Here is a 17606-nt window from a genome sequence, read left to right as displayed (position 1 = left end):
AGCATCAACAGAGTGGGAGTAATGAATCGCCATATCGATCATCTCAAGCCCATGAAATGAGCCTGTATTCCAGATCTTGTCGCTTTCCACAGTGGTGAGCTTCCGGCCCAACTTCGCCTCCATTGCCGATTGCGTTGCCGCAGACCAAAGCCGATTCTGTTCCGATGGAGTGGTCACTACGAAGCCCCAAGTATCCAACGTGTCCACATAACTTTGCCCTCGCTACCACTCCTGAGCAAGCGGCACCCCCTGGAGGGCAGATTCAAACCGGCTTGGGTGACTGATGCATCGGCAGTGTCCGCTTTCGGCCAGAAGCAGACGTAGGCAGCCCGCTTGGTCAAACACCGTAGCGCTTGTTTCCTCCAGACGTAATGCAGTAGCGTCCGCCGCGAGGACCAATACAGACGCGTGATCCAGAGCACGGACAGCTCCCATCAGAATAATCGGTACGTGCGGGCCGGAACTTTTCGCGCGAGGGGGACACGGGCCGATTAGTACGCCGGTAGCAGCCGCTTCCGCTGCAAAGTAGCTTCGAGCTGACCCATTTGGCAGGGGCGCCCTGGGCCGATATTCGTGCCCACGCTCCTTTGCGTTCATACACCACAACAGAGTCGCCGCCGGCGAGCCTTCCGATGATCTGTCCGTTGGGAGAAGACCGTTGGTTGAGCGTACTGGTTGACACGAACTGCGTCTCTGTCATCTCCGGACGAGAGGTTTCCGTCTGAGCCGGAGGAGCGACCGGTGCCTGATCCACTGAGGAGCGCTGTGAGTCGCGCTGCCCGCCCCCATTGCACATTGCGACAAGTAATGAGAAAAATCCGACCACCACCAGCCCAGCTGCTCCAGACGTATTTCGAGCCATGCCGCCCCCCCCCTTTCCTTGTGGATCTTTCGAGCTCGGTCCAACTCTATAAGAGTGTCAAACCAATAATCCTAGGGCATCGCAATGGCCAATCCAAGTTCCCAGGCAGCGTTTGAAGCGTGGTACTTCATTACCTTACGACCCAATTGATGTCCTCTTCCGGCCACAGACGGACAGCCGCGGCGGCCTTGAGTTACTTCCGGCAGTCGTCCCGGCCCCCATCCAGCCCTCATCGTAGGCACTCCTTCAAGCCAAGGGATGGCCGATGCATCGCAGTGCGCTGTGGGCGGTAATGCTTCTGTTCTCACCGGTAATTGCCAGTGCATCTGCACCCAAGGTGCGTCCTTGCGAGGATGGCGCGTCAGCCACCCTGCGCGCATCACAGTGTGCAACGGTGGACGTTCCACTTCGCCATGCCGATCCATCAGGCGAGCAGATAGCGCTGTTCCTGCGGCGCATACCGGCCAGCGCGGACTTACCCAGGCGAGGCGAGGTCTGGCTGATCTCTGGTGGCCCGGGCGAGTCAGGGGCATCCCTGTATCCCCTCATCCCGACCTACCAGCGTGCTTTCCCCGGGTTTGATCTTGTGATCCCCGACCACCGGGGCACGGGTCGGTCATCGCGGATCTGCCCTATCCAGGAAGCACCTGAAAGCCCGCAGGGCACAGGGTTGGCAGGTGCCGAGTGGGGCCCCTGCATCGGTAGCATGTACGCCAACCTGCAGCGCACGTCGGGCTTTTCCATTACCGAGGCTGCGCGGGACCTTGGCATTCTTATGTCACAGGCGGATCGCAGCGGGCAGGTGTTGCTGTATGGCGTTTCCTACGGTACCCAGCTGGCGTTGCGTTCGCTCCAGGTCAATGAACTTCATGTGGATGGCCTCATCCTCGACGGACTGGTGCCGCCGGAGACCACTGAAAAATGGGACCTCAGCCGGCGCACTGCCCTCGTTGACCAGGTCGGCCGGCAGAGCATGGATGAACGCAGCCTCCAGCAGTATCGGGCGCTGCTGGCGGCGAAAGATGCGGCCTGGCAGAAGGACGTGCCGGGTGGTGACCTGCGCCGGTTCTTCGCCGCACTGCTCAGCTTCCCTACGCTGCGCGATCGAATGCCGAAGATCGTGGAGGACCTTTCCGAGGGCGATACCAGCACGATGGCCGCCACGGTGAAGGACTGGAATGCCGCACTGGCGCAGCTGGGACAGGGAGGAAACAACCAACCGGCCCTGCCGCTGGTGATGCTGATCGCCGCCTCGGAAAACAACGCACGTCCTGAGCTCAGCCTGGAGACCGTGAACGAAGAAGCCAAGAATGCGCTGTTCGTCAGTCCCATTCCCGGCCTGCTCGTCAGTGGCAGTGTCCCGCGTTACCCACGTGATGCCTGGTTCGGAAAGACGCCTGCCACCCTGCCACGGACACTGATCCTGCATGGGACGCTGGATCCGAATACCGCCTACGCCGGTGCCCAAGAACACGCTGCCTTGCTCCGCAGGTCGGGGCCTGTGACGTTCCACACGATCGACCGCGGTGCGCATCTACTGCCGTTGGTGGCGCCAAGCTGCTTTGTTTCGGCCGTAGGCAGTTTCATTAATGGCAACGTGATGAGCGAGCGCTGCGCAGAGCCCGCGCCGAAGTGAGAACACGCACCCCGGCGCGCACTCCGGCGCGGCTCCGCTCTGATCTGGGCGCGCTCACATACCCAGATCAGACAGCCCCGGGTGATCATCCGGACGCCGCCCCAACGGCCAATGGAACTTTCGATCGCTTTCCTTGATTGGCATATCGTTGATGCAGGAGAAGCGCCGTTCCATCAGACCATCGGCAGCAAATTCCCAGTTCTCGTTGCCATAAGAGCGATACCAATTGCCCGAGTCGTCACGCCATTCATAGGCATAGCGCACAGCAATACGGTTCTCGGTGAACGCCCACAGCTCCTTAATCAATCGGTACTCAAGCTCCTTCTTCCACTTGCGGGCCAGGAACTGCCGGGCTTCTTCCCGGCCATGGGTAAACTCGGCTCGATTCCGCCACTTGGTGTCCAGCGAGTAGGCAAGCGACACCTTGTCGGCATCGCGGGAGTTCCAACCGTCTTCGGCAAGACGTACCTTCTCAATGGCCGATTCGAGGGTGAAGGGGGGAAGCGGTGGGCGAGCTTGAGCGTTGGACATGGCAAAGCCTCCAATCAAAGTGGATACATCGTTGGTTTCAGATTGCGGGAAAGGTCAGGCCGCTAACGGACGGCCTGTTTCAGCAACAACTGCGCGACATCCCTCGCATTGTCTGCGGCGTCGTAATCACCCAGCACGCGCGATACGGTGATGGCGCCTTCCATCAGAACCAGCAGCTGGCGCGCCAGCGCATCCGGCTGCTCGACTCCCAGTTGCCCGGTTAGTTCAAGCGTGTAATTGAGCAGCTTCTGCTTGTGATGCCTGGCAATCCTGCGAATCGGATCCTCAGGATTACCGACCTCGCCCGCCGTGTTGATGAACGCACAGCCGCGGTAATCCTCCGTCTCGAACCAAGCCTTGAGTACGGTGAACATGCGCAGGATACGCGCCTCGGGGCCATCGGTTTTGTCACATTCCCCCTGGAACCAGGCCAGCCAGCGGATATCGCGCGCGCTCAACGCAGCAGCAGCCACTTCGTCCTTGTTCTCAAAGTGGCGATAGATGCTCTTCCGCGCTACACCCGAGGTCCTCACCAGAAGGTCCATGCCGGTGGCATGGATCCCGTTCTGGTAAATCAGGGCCTCGGCCGTTGCGAGGATCTTCTGCCTGGTGTCGGTCGACGTGCTGTCCATGCCACCAAGGTAGAACGCTCGTTCTACTCTGTCAACCCATCCGCTAGACGGCGCTTGCAATGGTGCCTCTGGTGCCATCCCAGATTGGTATCGCTGCAGCCTCCCACCCCCTGGCGCAAAGCTACCCCGGCAACGGGAGAGCTATCAGCGGGTGCTGCAGGCGGCAATCTGTCGTCGGCAGATCAACGACAGGGGCCCAGGCTCGGTCGTGCGAGAAACAGTTAATCAAGACGTCGCGCGCGTGACAGAAGGCATTGGGTCACCCTGACCTTGCAGCGCGTCCTCGGCCGCAACTCCAGAGTGCTGCCGAGCAACGTAGTGGGTTTACCTAAGTGGCAGACGCTCCATTGCCTGGCCGTCGCCGGTACGGCGCAAACCCGCATCTGATCGGCAAGGGCCCGTACGGGGCCTTGCCGCCCGCGCTGTGGTGTTACCTTCTGGTTGGCGAGAAGTTCTGAGCTCCGCGCGCCGTTCGCCACAGGATCCACGCGATCGCGGCGACGAAGAAAACGCTACACAAGTAGCTGCCTTCTGGCCCTTCCGCGCCACCGGTGAGGGCGTCGAGGCCTTGCGGGCGCAGCGTCACCAGCAGCGCTGGCAAGTGCGCTTCGATGCCGGTGACGGGCAGCTCGAAGCCGGTCGCGAGCAACCCGTTCCACCCTGCGTGCCAGCCCATCACACCCCAGATATTGCCGGTCCGCAGCGCCCAGGCGCAGGCGAACAGCGAGAACAGGAACATGCTGAGCGTGACCCGGAGCGGCTGGTGCGGACTGAAATGCAGGAAGCAGAAAACGAGCGACACCAGCAGCACTGCCACTGCGACATTGGCCTTGCGCGCCACCGCCGACAGCATCCAGCCGCGGAAGATGATTTCCTCCACGCTCGCCTGGAATATGAAACTCAATAGCAGCAGACCGATGTGCAGCAGACTGACGGGCGACCGCCAGGCCTGCCCAAAGCCCGCCGCCTGCATGCCGCCAGCCATCCAGATCCCGCCTACGACCAGCGTGATCGTGCCGAATCCAACGGCCAGTCCGCGAAGAAAGGTTTTCAGCGGCGCCGGACCGGTCAGCCCGACACTCGCCAGCGGGCGCCCTTCGACGAAGCGTACCCAGACGAGCACGGCGGCCAGCGTCGGCGCGAAGCCGATCCAAAGAAGCGCATGCAGGCCAGTGAGGCCGATCGGATCGCCGCGCGGCGTCGACCAATGCTGCGACTGCATCCACCCGTCCAGCGCCATCACCGGTACCGCGTTGAACAGGATCATCAGGATCGGCGTCAGCCAGGCCCAGGGCAGCCAGCCGCGGGCCGGATCCGGCTGATACAGGGCAACGGGGGTCATGCGGGGCTCCAGGTCGACGTGGCGGCTGCAGCACGCTGCCATCCGCGCGGGGGCGTGGCAACCCGGTTGCGACCAAGCCACAGAAGCTGCCGATGAATCGCCCGGTTGGCCGACAAAATGTCGCAGATCGTCGTCCGTGACGTCCGATTCGGGTGGCGGATTCATGCGTTCGATGCAGTTGAAACCGCCGTCGGGCGCCGACATCACCAGCGATCAGCGCCTCCGTCCTCTCCGAATGTCCGCTTCCGGCCAGAAGCGGACGTCGCAACGAAGAGACAAGTAGGGCCTGCCAGGTCACGTCACCCTTAAGACTCCGCGACGCAAGCTACCTCAACGTTGATCGACGGAGGAACTGCCGGCTCCGCCTACTGGCACCAATCGTGCCCGGAGGAAAGGAGCTTGCTGCTGACTCAGGCATGAGTGCGCAGATACCGTAAATGCGATTTTTTGCATCTACAGCGCGCACCCAGAGCCGTGTTTAGGGTGTGTGGCACGCGGCGGCAACCGCGGCTTTACCGCTCCCAGCCGACGCGGGAAGACAAGAGCTGATTTTCATGCTAATGATTTTGCTCGACAGGAAAGAGGGGCGCCGAATAGGCGCCCTTCTGGATCGATCAATGGGGTAATTAGCCTTGGGGTCTAGGATCGGGCACCTGGTCAGCAACAAATCCCTTGTACAGCAAGGTTGCTCGTCTATCAGCAGCGTCCAACTCAGCCGAACTCAGACCCATCTTTGCAATTTCAGTGGCTGCCGAGTAGTCACCCATGAAATGCGCCAGCCTCAGATAAGCAGCCCCATCCACGACACTCGGAACCTTCGATTCTCGGAAAGATTCAGAGATCGCATACAGGGCATAAGTATTCCCCGCCAGAACCTGATTGCGGAGCATTACCTGGCCATCCATAAAGTTCTTCTCAAGGGCAATCCGCTTACCCAGAACCACTGCAGCAGTGGAATCGCCCAATGAAACCTTCTGCTCCAGCGACTCAGTGGTATCTGCACGCAGTTTTTCTAGCTCCGCCTTCGAAGGATAGCGATGATGGATCAGCCATTCAGCCTCCTCTTGCGACCTTGCGTCCAGCGGGCCTGCATCACGGCACTGATCTTTACACATCCTCTCGGCTATGGATGTTGAATCTGCCGTAGCCTCCGAGCGTGCTACATCGCGCCTCACTGCAGTAGATGACTCCGGGCCAACAGACGGCTCGCTGACACCAGCGGTAGCTGCACCAGCGGAACTACCACCATCTGATGGTGCGCTGTCTTGCGAGCACCCCGCCAGCGCACCCGAAAGCACCAAAGCCAGAATTATCTTCGAACTCATTACTGAACTCCGCACGTGTTAGTCTGGACCTGAGTCCACCACTTCGAGCATGCAGCATCCTCTGTTACGGAACGCCACTTCTCGCCAATCGAATTCCTCGTATCTACGAGAGATACTAAGCCATAAGGAACGTAGTTCTCAAGAGGAACCCCGATGGTGCGCTGGTGCTCGATAAACCAATAAACGAAATTCTGGTTATCGTTCGCTTCTGCATCAAAAGCCTTGAGCATCTGAATACAATACTGCTCCGGCTTCGTAAGCGCCCCGCCCACTCTGTATTTACTTGATGCGCTGATTTGCATGTCGCAGGTCAGTCCGAGGTGAATTCGCATTCGCGCGTTGGTATCTACCAGGCTGGCCCCTTTAGCAAAGGCATCTACTTGATCTTGCAGGGCTGATTGCAAGAACCAAATCGCATTGGAATCCATCTGGATCGGAGTTCCTTCCCAATATGCTTTTCCGTTGACAAAATTGTGCGCCATGCGCATTGAGGATTTCTGCCCAGCCGGCACCCTATCATCGCCATATAGCGGATTGGTAGGAAGCGGAATGGGATTGGGGCACGCCGCGGGGCGCGTGGCAATTAACAGGGCACATGTCTGCGTTTGATCGCTACCTGGTGTGCCGCCACCGCCACCGCCACCCGGGTCGTAACCCCCCAAATCGGGCTGCTCTGGCGGCTCATACTCTATTGGCGGAACTGCATCCACGGTGGGAAGATTGCTTGTATCCGCCATGCCAGGCTGCACCGCAAAAAAAGTGCCCGACATAATCATTGAAATCTTCAGCACATGCTTGATTGACTCCTTGAGGTTGGCGCCCACCGCCATCTCCTCACCAAAAATACGTTTGAGCTTCATTTTACCGTCCTGGCATTATCCAAATTTTTGTTTGATTTATTCCATTACCACGTCTTTAAGTGCTTCAATCGTTTTTGATATCGCCTCCCTGGCTCTAATTCCAAGTTCAGAAGCATCCCCGCTCGACGCAGTCGCCGCAATTTTTTTTGATAAGCCCGCCGATATACGAGAATTTGCACGCAGAATCGCGCTCTCGGTAGGCATGCCGTATGCCAGAAGTGCGTTAAGAGCCCTTCTGTCCAAGCCGCCACACAATAATTCTTGCGCTAACCAGCCAAAATCTCGCGCATGCGAGCACCATTTATGAAAATGTGTAGCATCTGGCTGCGGACGGCCAGTGGCCGCTAGCTCCCGCCACAACTCGGCTGTGCGTACTCGGTCAAACATTAACCGCCATGCGAAATACAGCGGATACAAAGAGCCCGTGCGTAGGGCGATTTGGATCATCAGCGTCCTCGTCAAACGACCATTGCCATCTGCAAGCGGATGAATTGTCAGAAGTTGAAACGCAAGTGCTTCGATGGTCTCAGGATCACCGCTCGACTGTTGTGCAAAGAGCACCTTAATAAAGTCGGACAATAGATCGGGAATATAGTGCCGATTTGGTAGGGCCAGAGATGATTCAAGAGGAGACTTCCCCCCGACCCACGCTTGACTAGACCTGATTCGGAAGCAAGGTATACCTGCTTGGCGCGCAAGGCCTTCAATAAAAGCGATTGGGTCAACACGCATAGTTATTGAAAGCGGCTTAAGTCCTAGCAGAGGAGGATCGCCCTGTGACGGCTGGAGATTCAGGCCGCTGTTCAGAGTTCCATGGTGCGTACGATTAACGCGTGCTGTGAGGAGGGAAAGGATCGCTATTAGATCCGGATCGAGGTTACCGTCAGGCAAAAACGGTTTGAACGAGCGTTCAGTGAGGGAAGCAGGCATTGCAACAACCACGTTGTTGGCCCCCCATGTGCTCTCATCTGCCAACTGTCGAATGTACGGGGCGGGCGCAAAGTAAGTGCCGACAGGACGTCTATCCATGACAACGCTTGTTCATGATCTTGAACGAGGACTGAATGGTAGTTGTTCTAATCTGTCATGATTGGTCATACATCACAGATTTGGTCCTTGCAACGGCGCAAGGCTCAGTTTCATACTCGTACCCTTTCGGCCGGCGTCAGTCATTCAGCGCTTTTGGACCGCCTGACCAATCGAACGATGGATTTCGTTATCGTCTCATGGGCTCCAGCCCGGTTTCGTCAGCCTCACATGCCTTTTGTCCCAGCAGCCTTCGTCGCGCCCTAGGTCGAGCGGAGCCAACGGGACGATCCCTGGGATGCCGCGTTCCTCCAAGTCGGCCGCAGCAGAGCGGCGACCAGAGCTGCTTGTGCCGGATGGCTCAACTGCTCCCCAGCGGACATGGACACCGGTGGAGACGAATCGCTCTCGCGGACGCCTCGTCAGGAAGCTCAGAGCGAACAGCTGCTGCCAGGCACGACGAAATCCACACCAGACTCGAGGAGCCAGGAGCCGGTGCAGGGCGCCACCCCCTAGGAGCACGAGAACTACCCTCAGGTCGGCGTTTTCAGCCATTCCATACACCTGGCCTATCAGCAGAGGAGGTGGCATCCGCTCCGACTACGTCGGGACGTTGGCCAGAAGCACTAGGGGCCAAGCAGGATCAATCTCGGCCAGGTAAAACAGGCTGGCTATGAAGCCGGGCCGGGAGCGCGCCGTGGAACTAGCCAGTGTTCGAGCTCACCGACCACGTCGGGCAGCTGCTCGTGTAGGTAGCGATCATCGGCGTGGAAGTCGTTCATACAAGCGATTGCGACATCGGTATTTGACCGTAACGCGGACCGGTTACGGTCAAATCCAGCTGTTACAGTCCCACGCACGAACTTACTAGGGGCTCGCCTGGTGCTACTGCGGTAGCCAACGATCGACATTGAGGGGCTCTACGCCATCTCTACAAGTCCGGATCAAGATGGTTCGCCCCCAGACGTAATGCGCCGCTCGCGATCGACGTCTGCTCTCGGCCAGAAGCGGACCATGATGCCTTCAAGCGTTGGCGCTCATTCCGGGAGAAGACTGATTTGAGGCATGGGTGGTCAGTGATCCAAGCACTCAATGACGCTATGCTCTGCGGTCAACTTGGAGGAATTTGCATGAAAGGATTCAACATCAACACGATTCTTTCCATCACCGCTCTTTGCCTCTCAGCGCTATCGCTGTTCACGACTTACAGCTCGCGCGATTCTTCTCGCGTCCTGGAAGCCCGGGGTTTGGTGATCCGGGATGCCTCCGGTGTGTCACGCGTGGAGATTGGCGCCCCGGTCAGCGATCCCATGGTGCGCGGCGAACGCGGGCCGCGCGCGGCTCCGGCATCTGGGATCATCCTCAATGGCCCAGATGGAAATGAGCGAGGCGGCTATCTCGCCGTCGATAGCGGTGATGAGGCTCTTCTCACGCTGGACGGTGCAGGAGATGCCAACGAGGTGTTCAAGGTAGTCGCCAATGAAGCTGCGGGTGCCTCTCTATTCCTGATTCACCAGAACGGCGCGGCGGCAATGATGACGACCTATCAAGGTCACCCAGAACTGCAGTTTTTCGAGAGCGATGGAAGCGTTTCTTACGCTCAGGGCGCCAAAGAATAGTCACAGTTTTCTCTTCGCGCACCGGGGCACCGCCCTCTAGAAACTGTCATCGCCGGGCTAAGCTTCTTCCTAAGCGGAAGTGTGCTTTCGGCATACCGGACTGGCGCGTGATCGCCATTCCATCGTCCTCCCTGCCGATCTCGAAATCCGCCTGCATCGCGATCACCCAGCGGGGAGTGCAGAATTTGCAGCACGACTGTCACGTGATGCATCTCCGCTGCAGGCGTGGAGCGGAATCCGAGCCCGCAGTGTCCCCAGGTTCGCCATGGCAGCGAGCTTTTCAGCGCTGACTGATCGAAGCGTAGACCAGCGTCGCGCTATCAGAGTCGAGTCCCAGGACCACGGTGGCATCGCCGAACTGCACGCTCCAGTAGGGACGCGAACCCGGTGCATCAGGATGGGCGGGATGCATCACCGCTCTCTCCCAGGCAACCTCCCGAAGCACCATGCTTGGCGGTGCAAACTCAAAGCTCAGGTTCCCATGTCCGGGATCGTCTGCAGCGCTTCGCAGTGAGATGTTGCGCAACTCAAGCCCGCCCAACATTCCGCTTTGCGCGGTCCGCTCATTTCGCAGTCCCTGTCGCGTTGTTGGCGCCAGGCGTGTTTGAAGCTGCGTCTCGAGTGCATCCACATCGCGGAAGCGGGTTTGTGCCAGGCGTTCGATATCCCGCTGGAACGCGTCCGAGGATGATTCAACGGACGCTCGACTATTCAAAGGAACTGGTGGTGAAGATGTCGGGACGCTTGAACACGCTGCCAGCAATAGCGCCGGAGCGATCAGCGGTAGCCAGCGACATGATGCGGCCCGCGGGTTGACCATAGATTTTCTTTTTGATGAAGCGCTGCACTTCTCTACCGATGCATCCATAAAAGTACGCCCCGCGCGATTCCCTCTCGCATGAATCTAGCACGGCCTTTGCGGGCCGCGATCGACGTGCGCAGATCCAGTAGTCGAATGAACGGTCAGATGTCACATCGCCGTGCTAGCTTCGCTTAGGCACGGATATGGAACTCGGCGGGACATCGGCTTGGAAAGCAAATGACGAAAGGCGACTTGATAAGGACTGAACTGGGAATAGCGCTCTTCGCGCTGTTTCCTGCGGCACTCTACGCAGTTGTCGACGGGCTTGCAGACGCCCTCGGTGCCTACGCCCTTTGTGTGGGTGTACCGCAGCCATTCCTGCTCATTCCGTACGCTCGAGAGCGCAGAAGGCGCCGACGCTATAGAACTGGACGCCTGTAGTTCCCCGAGATGGGCTGTCGCAATTGCCATCCTCGCGACCTTCAATCCGTGAAGCGCATCAGTCTGCCGCTGAATCGCCGAAAGCCTTGCGCCCCAAACGCCTCACCGCGTGATCACACTATGCAACAATTCTGAAAACGTCTCTGGCATTGGCGGGTTTGCCCCGCAGCCCTTGGCATTCCCATGGGCATCAGGCAACTCTGGTAGCGCCACCGACAACGGGTGGCCGGGCCTCGAAAACCCGAACTATTTGGAAGTTGTTTACGCTTGTCAGCCGGCATCACCGCACGTGGTGCCGGCTGGCAATCCGTCTGCCGGCTATGGCGGGCGGTGCGTGGGGGTCGTGTACCCGCCGGTTTTTCCAAATAGCCCGGTTTTCGAGCCACGCACCGTCCGCCACCCTTATCGGTGGCGGCTTCTGCCTGCTTGCACGGAGCCTGCCATGACCACACCGCACTGCCCTCCCCCGCGCCCCGTCCAGGAAGCGGCCGAACCCACCCCGGACCCCACCAGCCTGCTGGCCATCCTGCACAGCGTGGACGGCGGCGCTGCCGCTGACGGCCAGCCGTGGCCGGAACGCCACGCGTTGCGCAGCCGGCAGATCGCCCTGTGCGACGCCGACTGCGCCTTGGCCGGGCAACGAGTGGTGCAGCAACTGCTGCTGGCGGCCGAGCGCGCACGCCAGAATGGCAACCCGGACCAGTACGTGGGCGACCGCGTGATGGAAGGTCTGGCGATGGCCGCGCTGGCGTTGAACAGCTTCATCCAGGACAGAGTGCGGCCGCAATGAAGGCGTACCTGATTGCCGTGGTGGCGGTGTGCGGCGTGCTGGCGGCCGCAGTGTGGCAACAATGGCCCGATCCACCCGAGCCCGAGGACCAGGTGCACACCTACCGCACCTTGCAGGACTTCGATTATTCGCTGCTGGAAGGCCATGCACGCGGCCTTGCCATGGCCAAGGCACGGCAGGGGTTCGCCTTCCATACCCAGCACGGTGGCACTGCGTCGTTTCAGGTCAGCTGCAAGGGCGTGGGGGTGATGGATGTGCAGAGCACCCCGCCGATGATGCGGGTTCGGCTGCCTGCCGACGCGCTGTCGCGCGCGCCGGATATCGAGCGACTGCACTCGCATTTCCAGGGCTGGCTGGGAATTGCACCGGGCGACGTGGAGGCGGCTGTCGAGCCGTCGTGGGTGCAGGCGCGGATTCTGCGCATGCGGTGGGGGGTGGTTCCGGATGAGGCGCGGTGTGGGTTGGGAGTGGATGTGGGTGCGCGGGGTCAGAGCCCTTTTCTGCGAAAAGGGATCTGACCCCGGTTTGCGTCCCGGGTCGCGAGGGCGGCCAGGCGGCGGCTGACCAGGCCGTACAGGTCCTGCAGTTCGGCGGCGCGTTCGGCGGTCATGTTGCTGCCGAACAGCACGCGGCCCAGGGCGCTGGCGTGGCTGTCGTGGGGGTGGCGCTGGCGGGCGCGGTAGACCTGCTGGAACACCAGCCAGGCCAGGCGCAGGCCGCCGCCGGGCAAGGGCCGCACCAGGCGTTCGTAGGCCTGCCAGAACTGGTACTCGGTCTGCAGATCGACCTGCGGGGCCGCATAGGGCACCGGGCGCGGGCGTCCGTGGGCGCGCGGGCGGGTGGGCAGGAACACGGGGTCGGGCTGGGCCATGGCGACAGCATGCGCCGGCAACATTGTGGGAACCTTGCGTGGGTGCCGCCCTCACCCCGTGAGGGGTCAGATCCCTTTGCGGAGCAAAGGGCTCTGACCCCGGTTGCGAAGGGCATCCACGCATGGCGTGGATCTACTGCCGGCCCCGCAATCTGGTAGATGCCAACCTTGGTTGGCATGATTTTTCGGTGCCGGGAACATTGCGCGTGGGGTCGGATCCCTCCGCATTCGCGGAGGGATCCGACCCCGTCCGGTCAGAACGCGATGGACGTGCTGAACATCACCTGCCGGGGGGCGCTGCGCTGCAGGGTCTGGTAATCACCCGAGAATGACGAGCCGGCGATGGTGGCGGTGCCGATGTTGTTGCGGTTGAACGGGTTGCTGATATCCACACGCAGTTCCAGACCGGGCAGCACGCTGCCCTGCCCCAGCGTGTAGGCGGCATAGGTGTTCACCTGCCAGAACGTGGGCACGCGGATATCGTTCTGGTACGTGAAAGGCTGGCGCAGGTACGAGGTGCTGGTAGCACCCACGCGCCAGTCACCAAAGTGCGCGGACAGATCGCTCACCAGCGAGACCTGCGGGTAACCGGGCTGCGCGTTGCCCTTGATGGGATACACGGTATCGCCCACCACGAAATCGCTGTCGTAGTACGAACGGGCCACCGCCACGCCCTGGTAGAACTGCAGGTGCTCGCCCAGATCCGCGGTAATGCCCAGGTCCGCGCCGATCACGTGCATCTTCGGCATCAGCCGCACGGTGTTGATCTGCGCGAACTGGCTGCCGACCGCCGCAGACAGCAACCGGTTGCGGATATCGCTGTAGAACACATCGCCAGTCAGCGTCAGCCGCTCGAAACGGTGCGTTGCGCCCACGGTGAAGTTCCAGTTCTTTTCCGGTCGCAAGGTGCCGGCCACGCGGTCAAATTCGTCCTGCTCGCTGATGGTCCACGCCGAGGCGGTGTAGCCGATGTTGCCGCGCTGGGCCACGCGGTAGCCGTTCATGGTGTTAGCGATGTCGATGAAGGCATCGGTGGAGTCGCTGGGACTCCAGAACAGCGAGACGTGCGGCAGGAAGTTGCTCTTGGCGCGCAGCGCGCCGTGCACCGGGCGGTCCGGCGCATCGCCCAGGCCACCGCCTTCGGTGCGGAAATCCACGACCTTGAATCCCACGCCCAGCCTCAAGTTGTCGCGCAGCGCGATGTCATCGTGCAGGTAGAGTTGCCGCGAGCGCGTGACCCAGCGCGAGGCGTTGTCGGTCTGGAATGCGGGGCCGTACACATCGAAAGGCCCAGTCGCCTTCAGCGGTGCGCCCTGCCCCAGCAGCGGCTGCTGGTACCAATCGGTGCGGGCCGCGGCCTTGCTCTTTTCCTGCCAGACGCCGGCAGTGAAGGTGTGTGCGCCGGCTTCGAACTGCACATTGGCCATGCCACCCAGACGGTTCACCCGCGGGGTCTGCACCTGTTCGGAGAACGGCGCGCCATTGGGCGAAGGCACCGTGGGGTCGGTCAGGGTGGCCTGGGTGTGGCTGTTGGCGTTGTACAGCTGCACGTTGCCACTGAGTGCCGGGGTGATCTGGAAACGGTGGTTGATGGACGCAATGCGATCGCGGGTGATCTGGCCGGTGTCGTAGGGAATCAGTTCGGACAGTTCACCGCAGGTATAGGCACCGCAGGATTTTCCCGCGTTCTCCGGCGAGGCCACGTAGTACGCCCAGGCGTAATCCGGGTAGAAGCTGTCGGCCTTCCAGCCCAGCTTGCGGATCATGTCGAAGGAAATGTTGTTGTAGCCCCAGACCTTGGCCTTGCTGTCAGACACGAACAGGGTGACGTCACCCCAAGCCACGTCCTGCTGAGCCCTCAGATTGCCGCGCAGGAAATCCTGCGTGCCGGCGCCCTGGTACTTGTCGGCCGACACGCGCTGCAGGTCTACCAGTACTTTGGGGCCGTGTTCGCCCAGTTGCCCGCTCTGCGCGGAAACCGTGGTAACGAACGTGCGGTTGCTGCCCACTCCCTGCTTAAGCCGCAGGCTGGGGGTGTCCTGCAGATCGCGCAGGCGGTATTCCAGGCTGCCGCCGTTGGCGCTGCTGGAAAACACGTGCACCGGCGCGGCACCGGGGCTGACGGTGATGGCGCCAATGCCATCGGGCACGCCCACGTTCACCACACTGGTGCCGGTAAGCGAGAGGAAACCGCTGTCGTTCAGTGGCACGCCTTCGAAGGTGATGCCCATTTCATTCATGCGGAAGCCGCGCACGAACAGGCTGGTAGCGGAAATATCCAGGCCCAGGCCGTCGGTAGCGGTGTAGCTGGCACCGGGCACCTGCTTGAGCATGGCCAGGCCGTTGTTGCCGGTGACCATGGCATCAAGGTCGCTGGCAGTGATGAGGTAGCGGTTGGGGCCGACCACCTGGGTCGGTGCAACGGCGGCACCGCGGGGCGTGGCGATCACCTGCAGGGCATTGAGGGTGACCGGGGTGTCGTGGGCGGTGTCGGGGGCTTCGATGACGTGCGCCGACGAAACAATGGACAGGGCAATGGCCAGCGCAAGGCGCTGCGTGGGTGGCGTGTTCATGGGCAAATCCAGCTGCGTTGGGAGAATGGCGCAGGCGCACGCCCAGCACGGTGCGGCGCAGCGGGCGACGACCTGGCGGGCGGTGCGATTGCGTTGGGGGTGCCGGCGTAGTGCGCGCCGGTCAGCAGCAGTGAAGGACGATCATCTGCGGCGGGGTTCGAGGACGTGATTCCGACGAGCGAAATTCTTGCACCGGTCGCCCGCGGTTGCCATTGCGCCGTGGTACAGCGGCGATATACGCGGGGATAGCCGCGTGGTTGGGGGCGACGCGTAAGGGGTCGGATCCCTTTGCGGAGCAAAGGGCTCTGACCCCGGTCGACCCCGGCCGTGAAAAGCATCAACGCATGGCGTGGATCTACTGCCGGCCCCGCGATCTGGTAGATGCCAACCTTGGTTGGCATGCTTTTTTGTGTCCGGGGTCAGAGCCCTTCCTGCGGAAGGGATCTGACCCCGGGCCTGGGTTGGGGTCGGATCCCATTGCGCAGCAATGGGCTCTGACCCCAATTTGTTCAAGCCAGCACGAAGCGCTCGATCGCGCGGGCCACGCCTTCGTCGGTGTTCGGCGCGGTTTCATAGCGTGCCACGGCCTTCACCGCGTCGATGGCGTTGCCCATGGCCACGCTGGTGCCGGCGAACTTCAGCATGGTCAGATCGTTTTCCTGATCGCCAATGGCCATCACGTTGGCGCGGTCGATGCCCAGGTGCTCGGCCAGGCGCTGCAGGCTGGGCCCCTTGCCGGCGCGGTGGTCGAACACTTCCAGGAAGAACGGCGCGCTCTTCAACACGGCGAAGCGTTCGGTCAGTTCGGCCGGCAGGCGGGTGATGGCTGCATCCAGTACGTCGGGTTCGTCGATCATCATCAGCTTGATGAAGGACATCGAGGGGTCCATGTCCTGCACGCGGCGGTACGACAGCGGCACGTGGGACAGGTGCGAATCGATGACGGTGTAGCGGCTGATGTCCTGGTTGGTGGTGTACAGGCGGTGGCCGTCCAGCGCCTGGAAGTGCACACCCAACTGCCGCGAAACCTGTTCGCAGTACAGGAAGTCGTCGAAGCTGAGCGGGAATTCCACCACCGTCTCGCGCGTGCCGATGCGCTGCACCAGGCCGCCGTTGCAGGCAATGCAGTAATCATCGTTGCCGGTGATGCCCAGTTCCTGCAGGAACGGTGCCAGCCCGGACACCGGGCGGCCGCTGGTCAGCACGATATGCACGCCGAGCGCGCGCGCCTGCGCAATGGCCTGTTTGGCACGTGCGGTGAGCTTGTGCGCCGGGTCCAGCAGAGTGCCATCCATATCGATGGCGACCAGTTGGATGGTCGATTGCCTGCGGCCCATGTCCATCAGTTTCATTTCCAGCGCGGGGCCCTCCATTTTAGGCCAGGCCGGCGGTGGCTGCCGTTCTCATGCGCGGTTCAGGCGTGCGCCGCCAATCGCCGCCATACTCGGCAAGCCTGTGCGCCCCACCGCAGGACGGCCCCATGACCGCCCTACCCTGGAGATCCAGACGCATGACCTACCGCGCCCCCGAGGCCACCGACACCGCCCCGCTGGCACAGCAGATTGAAGACCTGATTGACGGCCTGCCGGGCCAGCACATCCGCGTGGGCACCCTGCTGCAGGCGCTGGGCGATGAAGGGCTGATGCTGATCGTGATCCTGCTGTCGGCCATTTTCCTGATTCCGGTATCCATTCCCGGCCTGAGCACGGTGTTTGGTGCGTCCATTCTGCTGATTGGCCTGAGCCGCGTACGCGACCGGCCGCTGTGGGTGCCGCAGCGCCTGGCCGAGCGCGAGGTGGCCACCGACAAGCTGCGTGCCAACCTGGGGCGTGCACTGAAGTGGGTGCAGCGCATGGAACGCCTGTCGCAGCCGATGCGGCTGGCGGTGATGGTGCGGTCGAAGAAGATGATGCGCGTGAACAATCTGGCGCTGGTGGTGGCCACGCTGCTGCTGATGGCCCCGGCAGGGCCGATTCCGTTCAGCAATACGCTGCCCGCGCTGGCGCTGATGTCGTTTGCCATCGGCTTCATCCAGCGCGATGGCGCCGCAGTGGCGGCCGGCTATGCCTTCGTGGTGGCCACGATGGTGTACTTCGGCGTGCTGCTGGGTGGGGTGGGCTTTGCCGCCGAATCGGTGTTCAGCGGACTGCGCGGGAGCACCGCCGAACTGTAGAGCCAAGCCATGCTTGGCTGCTTTTCGCTTTTCGTAGAGTCGAGCCGTGCTCGACTGCTCCTCGCCTTTCGTAGAGTCGAGCTTGCTCGACTGCTGTTGGCAGAAGCAGTCGAGCAAGCTCGA

The 17606-nt window shown here is 61.3% G+C and carries 15 protein-coding genes; 5 read left to right on the top strand and 10 right to left on the bottom strand.

Features of this window, described 5'->3' with window-relative positions; all coding sequences use genetic code 11:
- Positions 1-1127 precede the first annotated feature (1127 nt).
- On the top strand, positions 1128-2498 hold the full coding sequence (locus tag RTY46_RS04340) for an alpha/beta hydrolase (protein ID WP_312706826.1): 1371 nt from the start codon (positions 1128-1130) through the stop codon (positions 2496-2498).
- A 54-nt stretch (positions 2499-2552) separates the two neighbouring features.
- Here RTY46_RS04340 and RTY46_RS04335 read toward each other — a convergent pair whose 3' ends face one another.
- The 6 genes from RTY46_RS04335 to RTY46_RS04310 all read right to left on the bottom strand — a co-directional run bounded on the left by RTY46_RS04335 (position 2553) and on the right by RTY46_RS04310 (position 8217).
- Complete coding sequence (locus tag RTY46_RS04335) at positions 2553-3029, bottom strand: nuclear transport factor 2 family protein (RefSeq protein WP_312706825.1); 477 nt, start codon at positions 3027-3029, stop codon at positions 2553-2555.
- A gap of 62 nt (positions 3030-3091) precedes the next feature.
- Entirely contained in the window at positions 3092-3661 is a 570-nt protein-coding gene (locus RTY46_RS04330; protein WP_312706824.1) for a TetR family transcriptional regulator, read from the bottom strand.
- Positions 3662-4091: 430 nt separating this feature from the next.
- Positions 4092-5003 (bottom strand): type II CAAX endopeptidase family protein, encoded by a 912-nt coding sequence (locus tag RTY46_RS04325; protein ID WP_312706823.1) that lies wholly within the window; start codon positions 5001-5003, stop codon positions 4092-4094.
- Positions 5004-5629: 626 nt separating this feature from the next.
- On the bottom strand, positions 5630-6328 hold the full coding sequence (locus RTY46_RS04320; RefSeq protein WP_312706822.1) for a hypothetical protein: 699 nt from the start codon (positions 6326-6328) through the stop codon (positions 5630-5632).
- Positions 6328-7188, bottom strand: a complete 861-nt coding sequence (locus tag RTY46_RS04315) for a hypothetical protein (RefSeq protein WP_312706821.1) — start codon at positions 7186-7188, stop codon at positions 6328-6330. The genes RTY46_RS04320 and RTY46_RS04315 overlap by 1 nt, the downstream gene beginning before the upstream one ends.
- Positions 7189-7224: 36 nt before the next feature.
- On the bottom strand, positions 7225-8217 hold the full coding sequence (locus RTY46_RS04310) for a Fic family protein (RefSeq protein ID WP_312706820.1): 993 nt from the start codon (positions 8215-8217) through the stop codon (positions 7225-7227).
- A gap of 1127 nt (positions 8218-9344) precedes the next feature.
- On the opposite strand from RTY46_RS04310, the gene RTY46_RS04305 reads away from it, so the two are divergent.
- Positions 9345-9833, top strand: a complete 489-nt coding sequence (locus RTY46_RS04305) for a hypothetical protein (protein WP_312706819.1) — start codon at positions 9345-9347, stop codon at positions 9831-9833.
- A gap of 707 nt (positions 9834-10540) precedes the next feature.
- Here RTY46_RS04305 and RTY46_RS04300 read toward each other — a convergent pair.
- Positions 10541-10681: a hypothetical protein gene (locus RTY46_RS04300; RefSeq protein ID WP_312706818.1), complete on the bottom strand. Its 141-nt coding sequence runs from the start codon at positions 10679-10681 to the stop codon at positions 10541-10543.
- A gap of 837 nt (positions 10682-11518) precedes the next feature.
- Here RTY46_RS04300 and RTY46_RS04295 point away from each other — a divergent pair.
- Positions 11519-11866, top strand: coding sequence for a hypothetical protein (locus RTY46_RS04295; RefSeq protein ID WP_312706817.1), 348 nt, complete (start codon positions 11519-11521; stop codon positions 11864-11866).
- A complete protein-coding gene (locus RTY46_RS04290) occupies positions 11863-12384 on the top strand; it encodes a cold-shock protein (RefSeq protein ID WP_312706816.1) in 522 nt (173 codons plus the stop codon). The genes RTY46_RS04295 and RTY46_RS04290 overlap by 4 nt, the downstream gene beginning before the upstream one ends.
- On the opposite strand, the gene RTY46_RS04285 is transcribed toward RTY46_RS04290, so the two are convergent.
- From RTY46_RS04285 to yidA, 3 genes are all read right to left on the bottom strand, one after another.
- The gene (locus RTY46_RS04285) at positions 12354-12761 is read right to left on the bottom strand and encodes a hypothetical protein (protein ID WP_312706815.1); all 408 of its coding nucleotides are present in this window, start codon (positions 12759-12761) and stop codon (positions 12354-12356) included. The two genes, RTY46_RS04290 and RTY46_RS04285, sit on opposite strands and share 31 nt — an antisense overlap.
- Before the next feature lie 230 nt (positions 12762-12991).
- A complete protein-coding gene (locus RTY46_RS04280) occupies positions 12992-15310 on the bottom strand; it encodes a TonB-dependent receptor (RefSeq protein ID WP_312706814.1) in 2319 nt (772 codons plus the stop codon).
- Positions 15311-15819: 509 nt separating this feature from the next.
- Positions 15820-16653, bottom strand: a complete 834-nt coding sequence (gene yidA / locus RTY46_RS04275) for a sugar-phosphatase (RefSeq protein ID WP_312707043.1) — start codon at positions 16651-16653, stop codon at positions 15820-15822.
- 167 nt (positions 16654-16820) lie between these two features.
- Between yidA and RTY46_RS04270 the strand changes: the two genes are divergently transcribed.
- Positions 16821-17483: an exopolysaccharide biosynthesis protein gene (locus RTY46_RS04270; RefSeq protein ID WP_312706813.1), complete on the top strand. Its 663-nt coding sequence runs from the start codon at positions 16821-16823 to the stop codon at positions 17481-17483.
- Positions 17484-17606: the final 123 nt, after the last annotated feature.

This window comes from Stenotrophomonas sp., from assembly GCF_032056425.1.
Taxonomy (GTDB): domain Bacteria; phylum Pseudomonadota; class Gammaproteobacteria; order Xanthomonadales; family Xanthomonadaceae; genus Stenotrophomonas.
Note: the sequence above shows the minus strand (reverse complement) of the source record. Positions and strands in the feature narration are given on the sequence as shown.